This is a genomic window from Peptoniphilus duerdenii ATCC BAA-1640 (assembly GCF_000146345.1).
In the GTDB taxonomy this organism is placed as follows: domain Bacteria; phylum Bacillota; class Clostridia; order Tissierellales; family Peptoniphilaceae; genus Peptoniphilus_B; species Peptoniphilus_B duerdenii.
The window spans coordinates 1978773-1993956 of the sequence record NZ_GL397071.1 but is presented as its reverse complement, the minus strand read 5'-3'; the positions used below and the strand labels follow the sequence as shown (position 1 = coordinate 1993956).

The 15184-nt window shown below is 32.5% G+C and carries 15 protein-coding genes and 1 other RNA gene; 13 read left to right on the top strand and 3 right to left on the bottom strand.

All coding sequences use genetic code 11. The features are described from left to right. Positions 1-109 precede the first annotated feature (109 nt). The 3 genes from HMPREF9225_RS08985 to HMPREF9225_RS08975 all read right to left on the bottom strand — a co-directional run bounded on the left by HMPREF9225_RS08985 (position 110) and on the right by HMPREF9225_RS08975 (position 3306). Positions 110-550 carry a GNAT family N-acetyltransferase gene (locus tag HMPREF9225_RS08985; RefSeq protein ID WP_008902634.1) on the bottom strand — a complete coding sequence of 147 codons (441 nt, stop codon included), beginning with the start codon at positions 548-550 and terminating at the stop codon, positions 110-112. A 69-nt stretch (positions 551-619) separates the two neighbouring features. Then, positions 620-2023: a leucyl aminopeptidase gene (locus HMPREF9225_RS08980; RefSeq protein WP_008902633.1), complete on the bottom strand. Its 1404-nt coding sequence runs from the start codon at positions 2021-2023 to the stop codon at positions 620-622. A gap of 155 nt (positions 2024-2178) precedes the next feature. Then, on the bottom strand, positions 2179-3306 hold the full coding sequence (locus tag HMPREF9225_RS08975; RefSeq protein ID WP_040551486.1) for an aldo/keto reductase: 1128 nt from the start codon (positions 3304-3306) through the stop codon (positions 2179-2181). Between the two features lie 200 nt (positions 3307-3506). On the opposite strand from HMPREF9225_RS08975, the gene HMPREF9225_RS08970 reads away from it, so the two are divergent. The 13 genes from HMPREF9225_RS08970 to HMPREF9225_RS08915 all read left to right on the top strand — a co-directional run bounded on the left by HMPREF9225_RS08970 (position 3507) and on the right by HMPREF9225_RS08915 (position 15177). Next, complete coding sequence (locus HMPREF9225_RS08970) at positions 3507-5582, top strand: heavy metal translocating P-type ATPase (RefSeq protein ID WP_008902631.1); 2076 nt, start codon at positions 3507-3509, stop codon at positions 5580-5582. 169 nt (positions 5583-5751) lie between these two features. Then, positions 5752-6438 carry a cell division ATP-binding protein FtsE gene (ftsE, locus tag HMPREF9225_RS08965; protein WP_008902630.1) on the top strand — a complete coding sequence of 229 codons (687 nt, stop codon included), beginning with the start codon at positions 5752-5754 and terminating at the stop codon, positions 6436-6438. Beyond that, positions 6425-7321: a permease-like cell division protein FtsX gene (ftsX, locus tag HMPREF9225_RS08960; protein WP_008902629.1), complete on the top strand. Its 897-nt coding sequence runs from the start codon at positions 6425-6427 to the stop codon at positions 7319-7321. Before ftsE ends, ftsX begins: the two co-directional genes overlap by 14 nt. 1 nt (position 7322) lies before the next feature. Continuing rightward, complete coding sequence (locus HMPREF9225_RS08955; RefSeq protein WP_008902628.1) at positions 7323-8501, top strand: murein hydrolase activator EnvC family protein; 1179 nt, start codon at positions 7323-7325, stop codon at positions 8499-8501. Between the two features lie 8 nt (positions 8502-8509). Further along, on the top strand, positions 8510-9676 hold the full coding sequence (locus HMPREF9225_RS08950; protein WP_008902627.1) for a S41 family peptidase: 1167 nt from the start codon (positions 8510-8512) through the stop codon (positions 9674-9676). Position 9677: 1 nt separating this feature from the next. Beyond that, positions 9678-10253, top strand: coding sequence for a hypothetical protein (locus HMPREF9225_RS08945; RefSeq protein ID WP_008902626.1), 576 nt, complete (start codon positions 9678-9680; stop codon positions 10251-10253). 375 nt (positions 10254-10628) lie between these two features. Further along, positions 10629-11024: a GntR family transcriptional regulator gene (locus HMPREF9225_RS08940; protein WP_008902625.1), complete on the top strand. Its 396-nt coding sequence runs from the start codon at positions 10629-10631 to the stop codon at positions 11022-11024. After that, entirely contained in the window at positions 11024-11890 is an 867-nt protein-coding gene (locus HMPREF9225_RS08935) for an ABC transporter ATP-binding protein (protein WP_008902624.1), read from the top strand. Before HMPREF9225_RS08940 ends, HMPREF9225_RS08935 begins: the two co-directional genes overlap by 1 nt. Beyond that, positions 11887-12537, top strand: coding sequence for an ABC-2 transporter permease (locus HMPREF9225_RS08930; protein ID WP_008902623.1), 651 nt, complete (start codon positions 11887-11889; stop codon positions 12535-12537). Before HMPREF9225_RS08935 ends, HMPREF9225_RS08930 begins: the two co-directional genes overlap by 4 nt. Positions 12538-12550: 13 nt before the next feature. Then, positions 12551-13171, top strand: a complete 621-nt coding sequence (locus HMPREF9225_RS08925; protein WP_040551484.1) for an ABC-2 transporter permease — start codon at positions 12551-12553, stop codon at positions 13169-13171. Between the two features lie 165 nt (positions 13172-13336). Continuing rightward, an RNA gene (rnpB, locus tag HMPREF9225_RS09910) (RNase P RNA component class A) lies at positions 13337-13666 on the top strand. Positions 13667-13809: 143 nt separating this feature from the next. Next, positions 13810-14922, top strand: a complete 1113-nt coding sequence (locus HMPREF9225_RS08920) for a C40 family peptidase (RefSeq protein ID WP_008902621.1) — start codon at positions 13810-13812, stop codon at positions 14920-14922. Between the two features lie 78 nt (positions 14923-15000). Then, on the top strand, positions 15001-15177 hold the full coding sequence (locus HMPREF9225_RS08915; RefSeq protein ID WP_008902620.1) for a PspC domain-containing protein: 177 nt from the start codon (positions 15001-15003) through the stop codon (positions 15175-15177). Positions 15178-15184 lie beyond the last annotated feature (7 nt).

The window sequence follows — 15184 nt, the reverse complement described above, 5'->3', positions numbered from 1 at the left end:
ATACTTTTAAATAATCTATCCAAATGACAATAAAATTTTTACATAAAAATATCTGTTGGTGTTTTACTCCCCAACAGATATTATAGCCAATAAAAACTAATTTATATTTTTAAATTTTGTATATATACAATTCTTTACCTACTTGTTTAAAACCAGCAGCTTCAAACATCTTTTTACTTTGTGTATTAAAAGAAAATATGGTTGCTTTTAATTCTTTTATACCTTTTGCTTTGGCTAGTAATATCATTTGATTAATACATTTTCTACCAATGTGCTGATTTTGAAATTCTTTTGAGATAACAATAGCAATTTCATTATCATTAAAAATAGACACATCGCCTACTAGGGTATTATTAAATTCAATGTAGTAACAATCGCCATTAGAAGAAAGATAGTCATACATCGCATCTAATCTTTCTATTGTATAAGGAATATCTATGTTATCAACTTGTTTGCAAACATCTAAATCTTGATACCATTTCAGAGTAATTTCTTGATTTGGAAAATATGAAATGAGTTTTAGATTATTTTCAATTATTATTTCTTCCATAATATTTAATTTTTTTTGTAAAAGTCGGCAGAGGGAAATCCTTCTGCCGATAATTTTTGATTTATTTAATTAATAATTCTTTACAAATTCGTAAAGTGATTTAACTGGTACTCCTGTTGCTCCTTTTGGTAGGTAGCCTTTTTGTGAGTCGCCAAATGCTGGACCTGCTATGTCTAGGTGAACCCATGGTCTTTCTTCTACGAAGTTTTCTAAGAATAATCCTGCGGTGATTGATCCGCCGCCACCTGAAACAGAGTTTAATAGGTCAGAAATAGTTCCCTTTACTGCTTCTCTATGAACTTCAAAGGTTGGCCATCTCCATACTAATTCTCCGGATTTTTCGAAAGCTTTAGCAATCTTATTATAGTTTTCGTCACAGTTTGAAACTGATCCTGTGGTGTACATTCCTAGTCCAACGATACATGCTCCTGTAAGTGTAGCTAAATCAACTATAACTTTTCCGTCGTACTTAGTAGCTGCATAGTAAAGTGCGTCTGCAAGGGTTAGTCTTCCTTCTGCATCAGTGTTTACAACTTCGATTGTTAGACCTTTCATTGAACCGATGATATCTCCGTTTTTATATGCGTCACCAGAGATTAGGTTTTCGCAAGCTGCAACAATTCCAACTACGTTTTTCTTAACTTTATTTTTTGCTAGGGCATGGATAGCTCCTATTACTGCTGCTGATCCACCCATGTCTGATTTCATACTTGCCATTGAGCCTGCAGGTTTAATTGCGTATCCACCTGCGTCATAGGTAAGTCCTTTTCCTACTAGCATGATTGGTTTTTCATCTGCAACTGGAAGGTATTCCATAATTATAAATTTAGGTTCTTTGTCTGATCCTCTTGCAACTTGTAGGAATGCTTCCATGTTTAGTGCTTCAATTTCAGATTTTCCTAGAACTTTTACATTTACTCCTAGATTTCCTAGATCTTCTTTTGCGAAGTTTGCAAGTACTTCTGGGTACATGTCGTTTGCTGGTGTGTTTACAAGGTCTCTAGTTACGAATACGCCTTCTAGTACATTTTTATATTCTTCGACTAAATTTTCAAGTCCTTCAGCACCTTCTATAAATACTGTAGTTTCTCTTTCGTCTTCATCTTTCTTTAGATATTTATCGAATTTGTAAGTGGCTTGTAGAGCGCCTTCAACTAGCACTTTAAGCACATCTTCCTTTTCAAAAGATGAAACTTTTTTAAGAGAAAACTTCATATCTTTTTTGATTTCGATAATTTTTTTGGTTCCTGCGAAGATTGCGCGCCTTAGGTGGTCAAGATTACTTTCTTTTCCAATTCCTACGAATACTCTTTCTCTTTTGCCAGGTCCTAGGATGGTTAAAATATTTCCAAGTTTTGGACTAAAAGATTCCTTTAGGTATCCGAGAGTTTCGTCGCATACGTTTAAACCTTCAAAATTTTCTGGAACTAGGACTAATTCTACTCCTTTTCCACTTTCAATTTTAAAATTCATTTGTCTCCTTCTTTCTTTAAATAATATTTATCATCAATAATAGTATATCAAAAAAATATTTTCTATTCTATCTTTTCTAGTTATTCTAGGAATTAAACTTTTCTTTATATTACAAATAAAAAATGGTAGTCGGATTTTCCAACTACCATCATTTTTTAAATTTGATTTTCTATCTTTTCTACCACATCTTTAAGAGCATCTATGATTTCAATGTGTTGAGGACAGACTGATTCGCAGTGACCGCATTCTATACATTCAGATGCTTTGCCATTTGTTCTCGTCGCCAAGTCATAATTATGTTCGAAGTTTGCTGTTTCATACATCTTCTTTTGGTTTAGAATGGAAATCATACTTGGAATACGAATGTTTTGAGGACATCCTTCGAGACAGTATTCGCAAGTTGTACAAGGAATTAAATCGATAGAATTTAAAATTTCTACAACTCTATCTATTGCTTTTCTCTCTTTATCATTTATTTTTTTGAAATCCTTCATGTAGGATAAGTTGTCCTTCATTTCATCGAGGCTTGACATGCCGGAGAGAACCATCTTTACTCCTTCGAAGGAAGCTGCAAATCTAATTGCATAGCTTGCCATAGAACCACCGTTTAGATCTTCTAATATTTTTCTAGCGTCTTTAGGTAGGTTTGCGAGTTTTCCGCCTTTGACAGGCTCCATAATAATTATTTCCTTATTATGTTTTCTGCACACATCGTAGCAAGCCTTGGACTGTACGATTTTGTCGTCAAAGTCTATATAGTTAAATTGAATTTGCACCATCTCGATCTCTTCATGTTCACTTAAAATCTTATCAAGAAGTTCTGCACTATCGTGAAAGGACATTCCAATATGTTTTATAAATCCTCTTTCCTTTAGGGATTTAACCACTTCAAAGGCTTCACAGTCCATATATTTTCCGTAATTATTTTTGCTCACAGAGTGGATTAAATAATTGTCGAAATATTCCACACCGCAAGCTTCAAGTTGATTCATAAATAAAGGCTCTATGTCTTCCTTCTTTTCGAAGTACATAGCAGTAAGTTTATTGGTCAGAATATATTTATCCCTGCTATGTCTAGATGAAAGACATTTCTTCACAGCAACTTCTGAAAAAGTTTTGTGGTATCCGTGGGCTGTGTCGAAGTAGTTAAATCCATTTTCTAAGAAATAATCCACCATTTCACAAACCTTGTCGTATAAAATTTCTTCTTTTTCTCCTGTTACTATCTTTGGAAGTCTCATCATACCAAAGCCAAGTAGTTTGTTTCCAAAATTAACACTCATATTACACCTCTTCATCTTATTTATACCTTTTATAAATTGTAACATGTATAATATTTAATTCCAAAAGAGATAGAAAATAATTTTTATAAATTCCTTTAAGATTTTTAAAAAATCTATTGACAGAAGGGGAATAAAAATAGATAATGTATATATAAATACATGAACAAGTATTCATATAATATTACTTACGAGGAGGACTTATGAAGACGAAATTTTATTTAAAGGGATTAAATTGCCCTAACTGTAGCGCAAAGATCGTCGACGATATAAAAAAGTACGACGGCATCAATGATGTTAATTACGATCTTATAAATGAGATGCTCTATGTAGAGCATGAAAAAATAGAAGATTTGCATAAAAAGATAGAGGACTCTGTAAATAAATTCGAAGATGGAATTGAAGTTTTACTAGCAGATAATAATTCTCAAAAAAATGATGAAGAAGACGATGAAAAAGAAGACTTCAAAAAAAATATAATTATTTACAGTTTTGTTCTACTGATGTTAATCGTAAATCATTTTGTAGATTACAATTTAAATGTTAAAAAGATTGTCTACTTAGCCCTATATGTAGCAGTGGGATATGAAGTAGTATTCTCTGCCTTTAAAAATATTTTAAAGGGACAGATTTTCGACGAACAATTTCTAATGATGATTGCGACATTTTCAGCGATAGCCATTGGAGAATATCCAGAAGCAGTAGCGGTTATGTTATTCTATTCAGTTGGAGAACTTCTACAAGATATCGCCCTTGATAATTCTAGAAAAAATATTAAATCCGCATTGGAAATCAAACCAGAATTTGCAAATGTTTTGGACGACAAGGGAATTTTAATTACCTACAAACCAGAAGATGTAAAGGTTGGTCAAATAATTCTAGTTAAGCCGGGAGAAAAAGTGCCCCTTGATGGTGAAATTATAGAAGGAGAATCCTACTTAGATACTTCTATCTTAACTGGTGAATCTGTGCCGATTAAAGCAGTGGTGGGAGAAGAACTAAAGAGTGGATCTATTAATAAATCCCACGCAATAAAGCTTAGAGTTACTAAGGAATACTCCGATGGAGCAATTGCAAAGATCATAGACATGGTAGAAAACGCCAGTCAAAGAAAGGCAAATGTTGAAAGAAAGATTACAAAATTTGCAAAGGTCTACACTCCAGTGGTATGTGCAATCGCGCTACTTTTAGTTGTATTTGGACCGAGCCTATTTAAGATTGAACTTAGAGAAGCTGTGTATAGAGCCTGCGTATTTCTAGTTATTTCATGCCCATGTGCCTTTATAATTTCTGTTCCTCTTGGAATATTTGGAGGAATCGGTGCTGCATCCAAAAACGGTGTCTTTGTAAAAGGCGGAAACTATTTGGAAGCTCTTAAAGATGTAGGAATATTCGTATTTGATAAGACAGGCACCATCACAAAAGGTGTGTTTGAAGTTTCAAATATAAAATCCTATGAAGGATTTAGTGAAGAAGATGTGCTAGAGATTGCTGCAGCTGGTGAAATGTCAAGTAACCATCCAATCGCAAAGGCAATTGTAAGAAAGAGTAAAAATAAAATAAATATTAACGACGTGGTTGATTTTGAAGAAGTGCCTGGAAAGGGAATAAAGTACATCCTTCATGGCAAAGAAGTGTTAGTAGGAAATAGTAAGATCGTCGATGCAGAAGAAGTAGAAGGCACAAATATTTTTGTAAGCTATGACAAAAAATTAATCGGCGAAATTACAGTTTCAGATATTATAAAACCAGAAGCAAAAGATTTTATAAACTCTCTAAAGAAGAATAATATCAAAACCTACATGTTATCTGGAGATGAAGTGACAGTGACAGAAAATGTTGCAAAAGAAGTGGGAATCGACCATGCAGTTGGAGGATTACTTCCGGAAGATAAGGTAGCAGAACTTATAAAGATCAAGGAAAGAGAAAAGAAACTTATCTCCTTCGTTGGCGACGGAGTAAATGACAGTCCTGTTATCGCAGTGTCAGACATTGGGATTTCGATGGGAATGAGCGGTTCAGATATAGCTGTTGAAGCTTCAGACATAGTTATCTTAAAAGATAATTTAAATAAGATAATAGACGGAATTAAGATTTCTAGAAACACTGTAAATATTGTAAATCAAAATATAATTTTGGCATTTGCAGTCAAGGTTCTAGTACTTGGACTTGCAGGACTTGGTCATGCATCCATCTGGCTTGGAGTCTTCGCCGATGTTGGGGTAGCACTACTTGCGGTACTAAACGCCCTTAGAGCATTAAAACCAAAATTAAACTAAACAAAAAAATTATCATTAAAAAATTTATAAGAGCACCTGCCTAGGCGGGTGTTTTCTTTTGTGTCAAAAGATTGATATAATAAACCGAAACTATTGTCAAATCATAGTTTTTAAAATAAAACTAAACAAAATCGGCAATTTACTATATAATGTTTAGTGAGGAGAATTTATGATAGTATTTGAAAATGTATTTAAAGAGTATCCGAATGGATCATTAGCCCTACAAAATATAAACTTGAATATACCTGAGGGAGACTTTGTATTCTTAGTTGGATCTTCCGGAGCAGGAAAATCCACCATGATCAAGCTTCTTATCAGAGAACTTCAAGCGTCAAGAGGGAAAATTTTAATAGATGGAAAAGATATAACTAAGCTTAGAAAATCTAAAATTCCTGAATTACGCAGGGGAATTTCTGTAGTTTTCCAAGACTTTAGACTTATTCCTAATAAGACAGTGTACGAAAATGTTGCCTATGCTTTAGAGATAAGGGGATATTCAAAGAAAAATATCAAAGAAAAAGTAACAAGAGCGGTTGAATTAGTCGGTCTTTCTGGCAAAGAACATTCAAAACCAGACGAACTATCTGGTGGAGAATCCCAAAGAGTTTCAATAGCAAGAGCGATTGTAAACGAAGCTCCAATCCTTGTTTGTGACGAACCTACAGGAAACTTGGACATTGAAACAGCCTTTGAAATTATGAAGACCCTTGAAAATATAAATAAACAAGGCACCACTATAATAATGGCGACCCACGCTCAACAAATCGTAGACAGTATGAAGAAGCGTGTAATCACACTTAACGAAGGTAGAGTAATCTCAGATATAGAAAGTGGAGGTTACTATGAAGAAGTTTAGACAATTTATAAACGTACTAAAGGACGCATTCAAAGGAATGTGGAGAAATAAAGCCATGGCTATAGCTTCTACCGTATCCATAGCGGCGATGCTAATCCTATTTGGAATGGTATTTCTTTCTGTGTTAAATGTAAACTCATTGGTATACCAAACCACAGGCAAGATAGACAAGGTTATATTTTATTTAAATGATGATATTAAAGAAGACAGAATAAATGAACTGATTTCAGAAATAGCTGAACATGAAAATGTAAAGAATATTTCCTATGTTTCTAAGGAAGAAGCAAAGGAACAGTACAGGGAATCATTAGAAGGTAAGGGCTATGTCCTTGACTCTCTAAAGAGAAATGTATTCCCTGCATCCCTTGTGGTAGTCATGGATTCATTAGAAGAATCTGAAACCATAATAGATGATATAAAGGATGAAGATGGAATAGAATCCTACAATTTCCACGGAGACATCATAAATAAGATGCTAAGTGTGGAAAGAGGAATCAAAATCCTAGGTCTTGGAATAGTATCCATCCTAGTATTTGTATCTGTGGTAATTATAAACAACACCATTAAAATTGCAGTATCCAATAGAAAAAGAGAAATCTCCATCATGAAGTACCTTGGAGCAACCAACTCATATATAAGAGGACCATTCCTAATAGAAGGATGTCTCTTTGGAGTATTTGGAGCTTGCATATCCTACTTTGCAATCTACAAGGGATATGGAATAATTTACGATAAGTTTATGATTGAACTGATGAAAATGGACCTATTTATACTAAATCCTAAATTTATAAACATAGACATATTTATTATGTTCTTGGCAATAGGAGTATGTGTAGGCTACCTAGGTTCACTTTTCTCAACTAAGAAATTCTTGGACGTGTAAAATGAAATTTAAAAGATTTACAGTATTTTTTCTTTCTTTTAGCTTGCTTGTAACATCGGTTTTTGCAAGCACAAAAGAATTAAAGAAGAAGCGAGACAGCAAAATAGATCAAAAGACTAAAATTGAACAGAAATTAAAAGAAACCAAAGAAAAAGTTAAGAAGAAAAATGCAGAAGCTTCAAATGTTGAAAAAGAAATTGAAAAGCTAGATGCGGAAATTTCAAAATACGATAATTCAATCTTCGATTTAAATCAAAAGATGGATGTTTTAAACGTAGAAATCGCAAAAAATGAAAAGAAACTTGACGAAGCTAACAAAAACCTGGATGCTGTACAGGATGAATTTGGTGAAAGGATGAGAGCCTCCTATATGAACGGCAGAGTCGGATACTTAGAAGTTGTCATGAACTCTAAATCCATAGAAGATCTGCTAAACAATATAGAAATGGCGAAGAGAATTGCAGAATCTGACAAAAAGATGATTGACTATGTAGATTTTCAAATAACCCAAATCAAAGAAGCCAAAGAAAAACTATTAGTTGCTCACCAAGAGTTGGATAACAGCAAGAGAGCATTGGAAGTGCAAAGGGGCAAACTTGCGATTGCTTCTGAAAACAAAAGCAGGTACATGAAATCATTATTAAAAGATGTTGAAAAGTACAAACAAGAGTATGAAGCATCCGAAGCACTTTGGGCAAGCCTAGATAAAGAAATAGCAAACCTAAAAAAAGAAATACAATCTGCTGAAGCAAGAGAAAGTACATCTCAAAGGATGAACATCACCACTAGAGCAGGAGCATCACTTGGATGGCCTGTACCAGGTCACACTAGACTTTCTCGTGGATTTGGAATGATGAAGCATCCAATCCTAGGATATATGAAGATGCACACCGGTATCGATATACCAGCTCCAACTGGAACACCTGCACTTTCTGCAGCTAAGGGAACAGTATTAATGGCTAGGACCCTTGGATCCTATGGAAATGTAGTAATGGTAGATCATGGAAGCACAGTAACAGTATACGCCCATCTATCTGTAATAAAAGTTAGACAAGGAGATAGGGTTGACAAGGGACAAGTGGTTGGATTAGTTGGCTCCACGGGACTTTCAACAGGTCCTCACCTACATTTTGAAGTAAGAGTGAATGGAACTCCACAAAATCCACTTAACTTTGTATAGGAGAAAATATGAAAAAATTTCTAAAATTTGTACTAGTAGTTCTACTAATAATAGGAACCAATATTATAACCTTTGGATTTGTCACCAAGAACTTCCTCGGAGCGGAAGATCAAGAAAAATTCTTGAAGCTAAAACTAGTGGAAAACAAAATAAAGAAGGACTATCTCTATGAAGTAAAGGACGAAGACTTAAGGGATGGCGAACTAAAAGGAATGGTTGCAGCTCTAAAAGATCCATATTCAGAATACTTAACAGAAGAAGATCTAAAGGAGATGAATCAAGAAACAACAGGCTCCTTCTACGGAATAGGATTCACAGTATTTAAGAATGAAAACAATCAAATAGAAGTAGTAAGTCCGATTAAAGGAACTCCTGCAGATAAAGCGGGAATAAAACCAAAGGATATAGTCGTAAAAGTAAATGGCAAACCATTTACAGGCGACGAAATGAAGGACGCAATAAAGATAATAAAGGGAGAAAAGGGAAGCAAGGTTCACCTAACTATTTACAGACCATCTACAAAGAAGACCTTGGAGATGGATGTAGAAAGAGATGAAATCAAAATAGAAACCGTAATCTCTCACAAAATAGAAAATCTAGGATACATTGGAATCATACAATTTAATGATCACACAGACGAAGAATTCAAGACCCACCTAGATAAATTAAAAAAAGAAAATGTAAAGGGACTAATCCTTGACTTAAGAGGAAATCCAGGAGGAACAGTGTCCTCAGTAGTAAAGGTAGCGGACATGCTCCTACCAGAAGGAACCATAGTCTCAGCAAAGGATAAAAATCACAAAATAGTATTTGAATACAAATCAGATAAAGATCAATACAACAAACCAATCGTAGTCCTTATAAATGAAGGATCAGCCTCAGCATCAGAGATACTTTCTGGAGCGATAAAAGATTTCAAGAGAGGAAAACTTGTAGGAGCTAAGAGTTTTGGTAAAGGAATCGTGCAAACAGTATTTCCATTCCAAGACGGCACAGGAGTTAAACTTACCACATCAGAATACTTCACACCATCTGGAGAAAATATCCATAAAATAGGAATAAAACCAGACATAGAAGTAAAATTAAAAGAAAATGTAAAAGGAATCGGCTACGAATTCTTGAAGCAAGACACACAACTTCAAAAAGCCATAGAAGTTTTAAAGAAAGAAGTGTAGTATGAGATCTTTTTTAATATTTCTCGCGATGATGATAGTATCAAATGCTCTTGAATCTGGAATAAATAGGGCGAAGAACAATAAAAAAAATTCAACTGGCAAAGAAAAAAACAAAACTTCCATCGATAAAATAAAGAAAGATCAAGAAGAGAGAAAAAACTCTTTTAAAGATATTCTAAAAGAAATAACTAAGGAGATAGAAGAAGAATCCAACAAACACGCTGAGATCAAGACGAACTATCAAAGGGAATCTTTCAATTCCTTGGGAGAAGCAATAGGACTTAAAAATAAAAAGAAAAAAAGTATTGCAAAGAAAGACACTGACTTAGAAGTAAAATCTAAGGATAATATGAAACCTGAAGATCTAAAACCACAGGATCTTACCAGTAGTGTGGTCGACTACGAAAAAAACTACAAGGGTTCATTAAATGAAGATATAAAAGACTATAAGACCATAGAAGAAGACAGTTTTTATGGTGACTTGATGGAAGAATCAGATGAAGATATAAGACTAGAACATCTAAGAGAAGCTGTGGTCATGAAAGAAATATTAGATAAACCAGTTTCGATGAGATGAAAATAAAAATATTGCAGGGGAGACCCTGCTTTTTTTGTTATAGTCAAATAGATTGCATTATGACTTCATAAATTGTGGTAGGTCTTAATATACAAAAGTTTGCTGTGTTTAAGCCTTTGCGTATTAAGCAAATATTTGATACCTATAATATTAAATTAAGGTCTTGATTTATTACATCCAACAGTATAAAATGTACTTATACATTAAGTACATTATGCACACTAATCAGTTACTTATTCCACCAAGTTATTACTAAACATAATTAAAATAAATATAAGAAAGGTAAAATCTATGAAAAAAACATTAATTTATACGAGTCTAAAAATTAATTAAATGTATAAGCATTTTATTTTTTTATTTATACGGAGGTAGAGTTTGGAAATACTTATAAGTTATCAGTCTAAAGACCCTATATATATTCAAATTGTATCGCAAATTAAAAAACTTGTATTAGACGGAAAATTAAAACATGGTGATAGTATTCCTGCAATGAGATCTTTAGCCAAAGATTTAAATGTCAGTGTTATTACTGTTCAGAAAGCATATGAAATCTTACGAGATGAAGGCTTTTTAAACACTGTTGTAGGAAAAGGTACTTTTGTAGAAATGCCAGAGATGCACGATTTAAAAATTAATCAAAAAGCAAATCTTATTACAAAAATCGATGAAACAATTAAATTTGCTTATATTAATGGCTTTAATTCTGATGAGTTCTTAGACTTGGTAAATTTACAAGTTAAGCTTTTTGACGATATGAGAAAGGAGAAATAATGGAAAATATATTAGAAGTTAAAAATATAGAAAAAACATATCCAAATGATGGATTTAAACTAAATAAAATAAACTTTGATGTCCCTAAGGGATCTATAGTAGGAATCATAGGAGAAAACGGCTCTGGGAAAACTACTACTTTGAATTTAATTTTAGGATTAAAATCCAAAGATGGTGGTACTGTTAAAATATTTGGTAGAGAATTTAATATAGATGATGTAGATATAAAAGAAAAAATCGGTGTATCTTTTGATGAAATTTACCTGCCATCTAATCTAAATGCCAAAGAAATTTCAAAAATATATAAAAGTATATATCATGGATGGGATGAAAAATATTTTTTTAGTAGTTTAAGTAATTTTGGAATTGATAATGGGAAAAAAATTGGAGATTATTCAAAAGGAATGCAAAAAATGTTATCCATAGTAATAGCAATGTCACATTCACCTGAATTATTAATCTTAGATGAACCTACAAGTTCACTTGATCCTGTAAAAAGAAGTGAAGTATTAGAAAAGTTTCAAGAATTTATAGAAAATGGAGATCGTTCAATAGTTTTTTCTAGTCATATTACCACCGATATTGAGCACATTTGTGACTATGTAGTTTTTATAAACAAGGGAAACTTAATATTCGCAAGGCCTACAATTGAGCTATTGTATGAAAATTGTATTGCTAGATGTACATCGGAAAGTTTTAATAAACTTGATAAATCAAATATGATAGGATATTTACAAAAAAATAACCAAGTAGTCGTTTTATTAAAATCTAGGGATGACTTAGACCAATCAATTGATAATATTATAATAGAAAATCCGACGCTTGAAGAAATTATGAATATATATTCTAGAGGTACAATATTATGATGGGACTAATAAAAAAAGATTTAATTGTTTCTGGACTTAAGTTAAAGTACATCTTTGTATTTTTAATGCTTATTCTAGGACTGTTCTTTCTTGAAATAACAAGAGATTATATCTCGCTTATCGCTTATGGCATTATGTTGTTTGCTCCTCTTATTTTCTTTTTAAGTATATCGAATTATATGGAAAATGATGATTACAAAACTGAAATTCTTTTTCCTATAAGAAAAAGAACAATAGTAAGTGCGAGATTTCTGGAATATTTCCTTATATCTTTAACTTGCATTACATTAATATATATAATGGTTTATGTAAAACAGGTATTTGATAAAACGCAGCTTGAAAGCCATCAAATAAATTTATTAGCAACAGGTATAGGAATGACTCTCATATATGGTGGGTTAGTACTGTGTATGATGTTTGTAGTCGGACAAGATCGTATTAAGGAAATAGGGATTGCAGCTTTCATATTTACCTTAATTCCTGTAAGACTATTTATGGAAATAGTAAAAAAAGTTCTGGGTTTAACCAATGTTTTTGATTTTTATAGCTACACAAATATAATATTAGCTTTTATAGGTTTTTCTATAGTATTTTTCGTAATATCATATTTAGTGTCTATACTAATTTTTATGAAAAAAGAATATTAAATAAGGAGGATGCATGAGAGGATTGTTTTCATATTACATTAATCTTTCAAAAGGAAGATTTCTCTTATTTATGTCTTTACTAATAATAGTAATTTTAATCAGTATATTTGAATCTGCTCATGAGTTGGTATTATTGTATTTAGGCTTTTTACCTACTATATTGCTTGCATATAGCTATGATCAAAAATATAAAAAGTTTATATTTGAAAGATTAATTCCTGTAAATGTTAGAAATATAATAAGAACTCAGTATTTAGTTATAATATTTTATTCTTCGATTGGATGTTTATTTTCCTTAATTTATTTACTAATTTTAAAGAAAATAGATGTCAACCTAAATTTTAACGAACAAATAACTAATATTAAGTTAATAATGTTGTTTTCAATAAGTCTAAATATATCAATATTAATTAGTTCATTAATTAAGAAAAAAATGTATAAAATATTTGCTTATGGAATACCTGTGATTCAAGCATTAATTACATTTAAAGATAATATAGAAATCTTAAATATTTATGATAAAATAAAGTTTTTTTCTCAACAAAATATAGAATTTGGAAGTATTATTGTAACCATACTATTTATTTTAATATCTTTGCCTATATCATATAGGTTATACAAGAATTATTGTTAAAAGTTAATATAGAATACCATAAATTTTATTATAATTTGTAACCCCTGGTCTAACCAGGGATTTTTAGCTTTAGCTATGAAAAACAAAGATAGTATAACAAGCCTAATCTAATTTAAAAAAAGTTACAAAATATTGAAAATAAAATTTCTATCTGATAAAATTTTAAGAGTAAATCCATCGATCGCAGGAAACTGAGGAAAGTCTGCGCTCCACAGAGCAAGGGTGCCGGTGAGAGACCGGTGGAGGCGACTCTAAGGCTAGTGCAACAGAGATATACCGCCACACACGTGGTAAGGGTGGAAAGGTGAGGTAAGAGCTCACCAGAGGTATAGAGATATACCTGCTATGTAAACCCCACTCGGAGCAAGACCAAGTAGGAGTAAAAAGCGTTGCTCGCGCTTTCCGGGAATGGTAGGTCGCTTGAACCAATTGGTAACAGTTGGTCTAGATAGATGATCGAATAAACAGAACGCAGCTTATAGATTTACTTGACAGATGATTCTGTCAATACATATTTACTTAATAGTTAAGAGATTATTAAAATTTCTTAACTATTTTGTAACTTTTTATTGATTTTTTGTTACCGCTTTGTTATACTATGGACAGTGAAATAATTTAAGGAGTGAATATATTAAGTTATGAATAAAAAAACAACTGTCGCAGCATTGACATTATGCTTGGCAGCAGCTCTTGGAGCACGCGATACTGGAGTTTTCATAAATGAACATGTTCAGACTACCTATTCAGGTAATAAAATATACTTTGAACTAGAAGAAAAGGCAGAAATCTTACAAGAAGTTGAAGGTGGATACCTAGTTAAAAAAGGACCAGCTAGAGTAACTGTTCCAAAGGACAAAGTATTAATAACTGAAAAAGATATAACTACATATACAGTTAAAAATCCGACTACACTTAAGGACGCTTCTGGTAATATCTTAAGAAATCTATTCGTTGGCGAAGTTGTAACTGTAATTTCAACTGACGAAAACACTGTGCTTGTACAAACACAAGACAATTTTAGAGGCAGTGTTTCTAAATCAGCGCTTACATTAAAAGAAGAAACTTCTAAAGAAAACGTAACTGTAGCTACTTTAAAGACAAAAGCTAAGGCTACATCAAAAGATGGAAGTATCGATTTAAAAGCTGGAGATAAAGTAAATCTTGTAGATTATAGAAATAAATTCTTTGCTATAAATGTAAATGGTAAACTTTACAATCTAAGCCCTGCAGTTATAGATATCAAAACAGGTGAAACTATAAACTTCACTGAAGAAAGTATCCAAGAAGATGAAGCAGAATTAGAAGAAATAGCTAAGAAAGGAAGCACAAACCAATTTGACGGTATAGTAACTTTCAAAGATGGTAAGGCATCTGACATGGCTAACAAGGCTGTAGCAATAGCTCTAACTAAGCTTGATACTCCATATGTATATGGTACAGCTGGAAACGGATCATATGACTGTTCAGGTCTTATGTATGACATTTACAAGAATACATTTGGAATAAATATGCCAAGAAGTTCTCGTGAACTTTCAGGATTTGGTACACAAATTGCAAAAGAAGATTTAGTTGCAGGAGACTTAGTATTCTTTGCTACCACTTCTTCAAATCAAGTTTCCCATGTGGGAATGTACATTGGTGAAGGTAAATTTGTGCATGCTTCATCAGGTCAGAAAAAAGTTGTAATTAGTTCACTTAACGAAAAGTACTACGGAACTCGTTATGTAAACGCAACTAGAATAGCAAAATAACATAGACAAATTAAATCCTAGAAATCTAGGATTTTTTTTATTTTTAGGGTATAATTTACTTATAAAAGGAGGAAAATTATGAACTTACACAGATCATCAACAGACAGAGTATTCGCAGGAGTATGCGGGGGTATCGCTGAAACATTTAATCTAGATTCCTCTACAGTTAGACTTATAACCGTACTTTTAATTTTATTTGGCGGCATGAGCCTATGGATATACATTGTAGCAGCATTACTTTTACCATTAGAATAAGGAGCTA

What these genes read in the sequence shown, in the direction of transcription:
- HMPREF9225_RS08985 (WP_008902634.1), bottom strand. Translation starts at nt 550, where the DNA reads ATGGAAGAAATAATAATTGAAAATAATCTAAAACTCATTTCATATTTT.
- HMPREF9225_RS08980 (WP_008902633.1), bottom strand. Translation starts at nt 2,023, where the DNA reads ATGAATTTTAAAATTGAAAGTGGAAAAGGAGTAGAATTAGTCCTAGTT.
- HMPREF9225_RS08975 (WP_040551486.1), bottom strand. Translation starts at nt 3,306, where the DNA reads ATGAGTGTTAATTTTGGAAACAAACTACTTGGCTTTGGTATGATGAGA.
- HMPREF9225_RS08970 (WP_008902631.1), top strand. Translation starts at nt 3,507, where the DNA reads ATGAAGACGAAATTTTATTTAAAGGGATTAAATTGCCCTAACTGTAGC.
- ftsE (WP_008902630.1), top strand. Translation starts at nt 5,752, where the DNA reads ATGATAGTATTTGAAAATGTATTTAAAGAGTATCCGAATGGATCATTA.
- ftsX (WP_008902629.1), top strand. Translation starts at nt 6,425, where the DNA reads ATGAAGAAGTTTAGACAATTTATAAACGTACTAAAGGACGCATTCAAA.
- HMPREF9225_RS08955 (WP_008902628.1), top strand. Translation starts at nt 7,323, where the DNA reads ATGAAATTTAAAAGATTTACAGTATTTTTTCTTTCTTTTAGCTTGCTT.
- HMPREF9225_RS08950 (WP_008902627.1), top strand. Translation starts at nt 8,510, where the DNA reads ATGAAAAAATTTCTAAAATTTGTACTAGTAGTTCTACTAATAATAGGA.
- HMPREF9225_RS08945 (WP_008902626.1), top strand. Translation starts at nt 9,678, where the DNA reads ATGAGATCTTTTTTAATATTTCTCGCGATGATGATAGTATCAAATGCT.
- HMPREF9225_RS08935 (WP_008902624.1), top strand. Translation starts at nt 11,024, where the DNA reads ATGGAAAATATATTAGAAGTTAAAAATATAGAAAAAACATATCCAAAT.
- HMPREF9225_RS08930 (WP_008902623.1), top strand. Translation starts at nt 11,887, where the DNA reads ATGATGGGACTAATAAAAAAAGATTTAATTGTTTCTGGACTTAAGTTA.
- HMPREF9225_RS08925 (WP_040551484.1), top strand. Translation starts at nt 12,551, where the DNA reads ATGAGAGGATTGTTTTCATATTACATTAATCTTTCAAAAGGAAGATTT.
- HMPREF9225_RS08920 (WP_008902621.1), top strand. Translation starts at nt 13,810, where the DNA reads ATGAATAAAAAAACAACTGTCGCAGCATTGACATTATGCTTGGCAGCA.
- HMPREF9225_RS08915 (WP_008902620.1), top strand. Translation starts at nt 15,001, where the DNA reads ATGAACTTACACAGATCATCAACAGACAGAGTATTCGCAGGAGTATGC.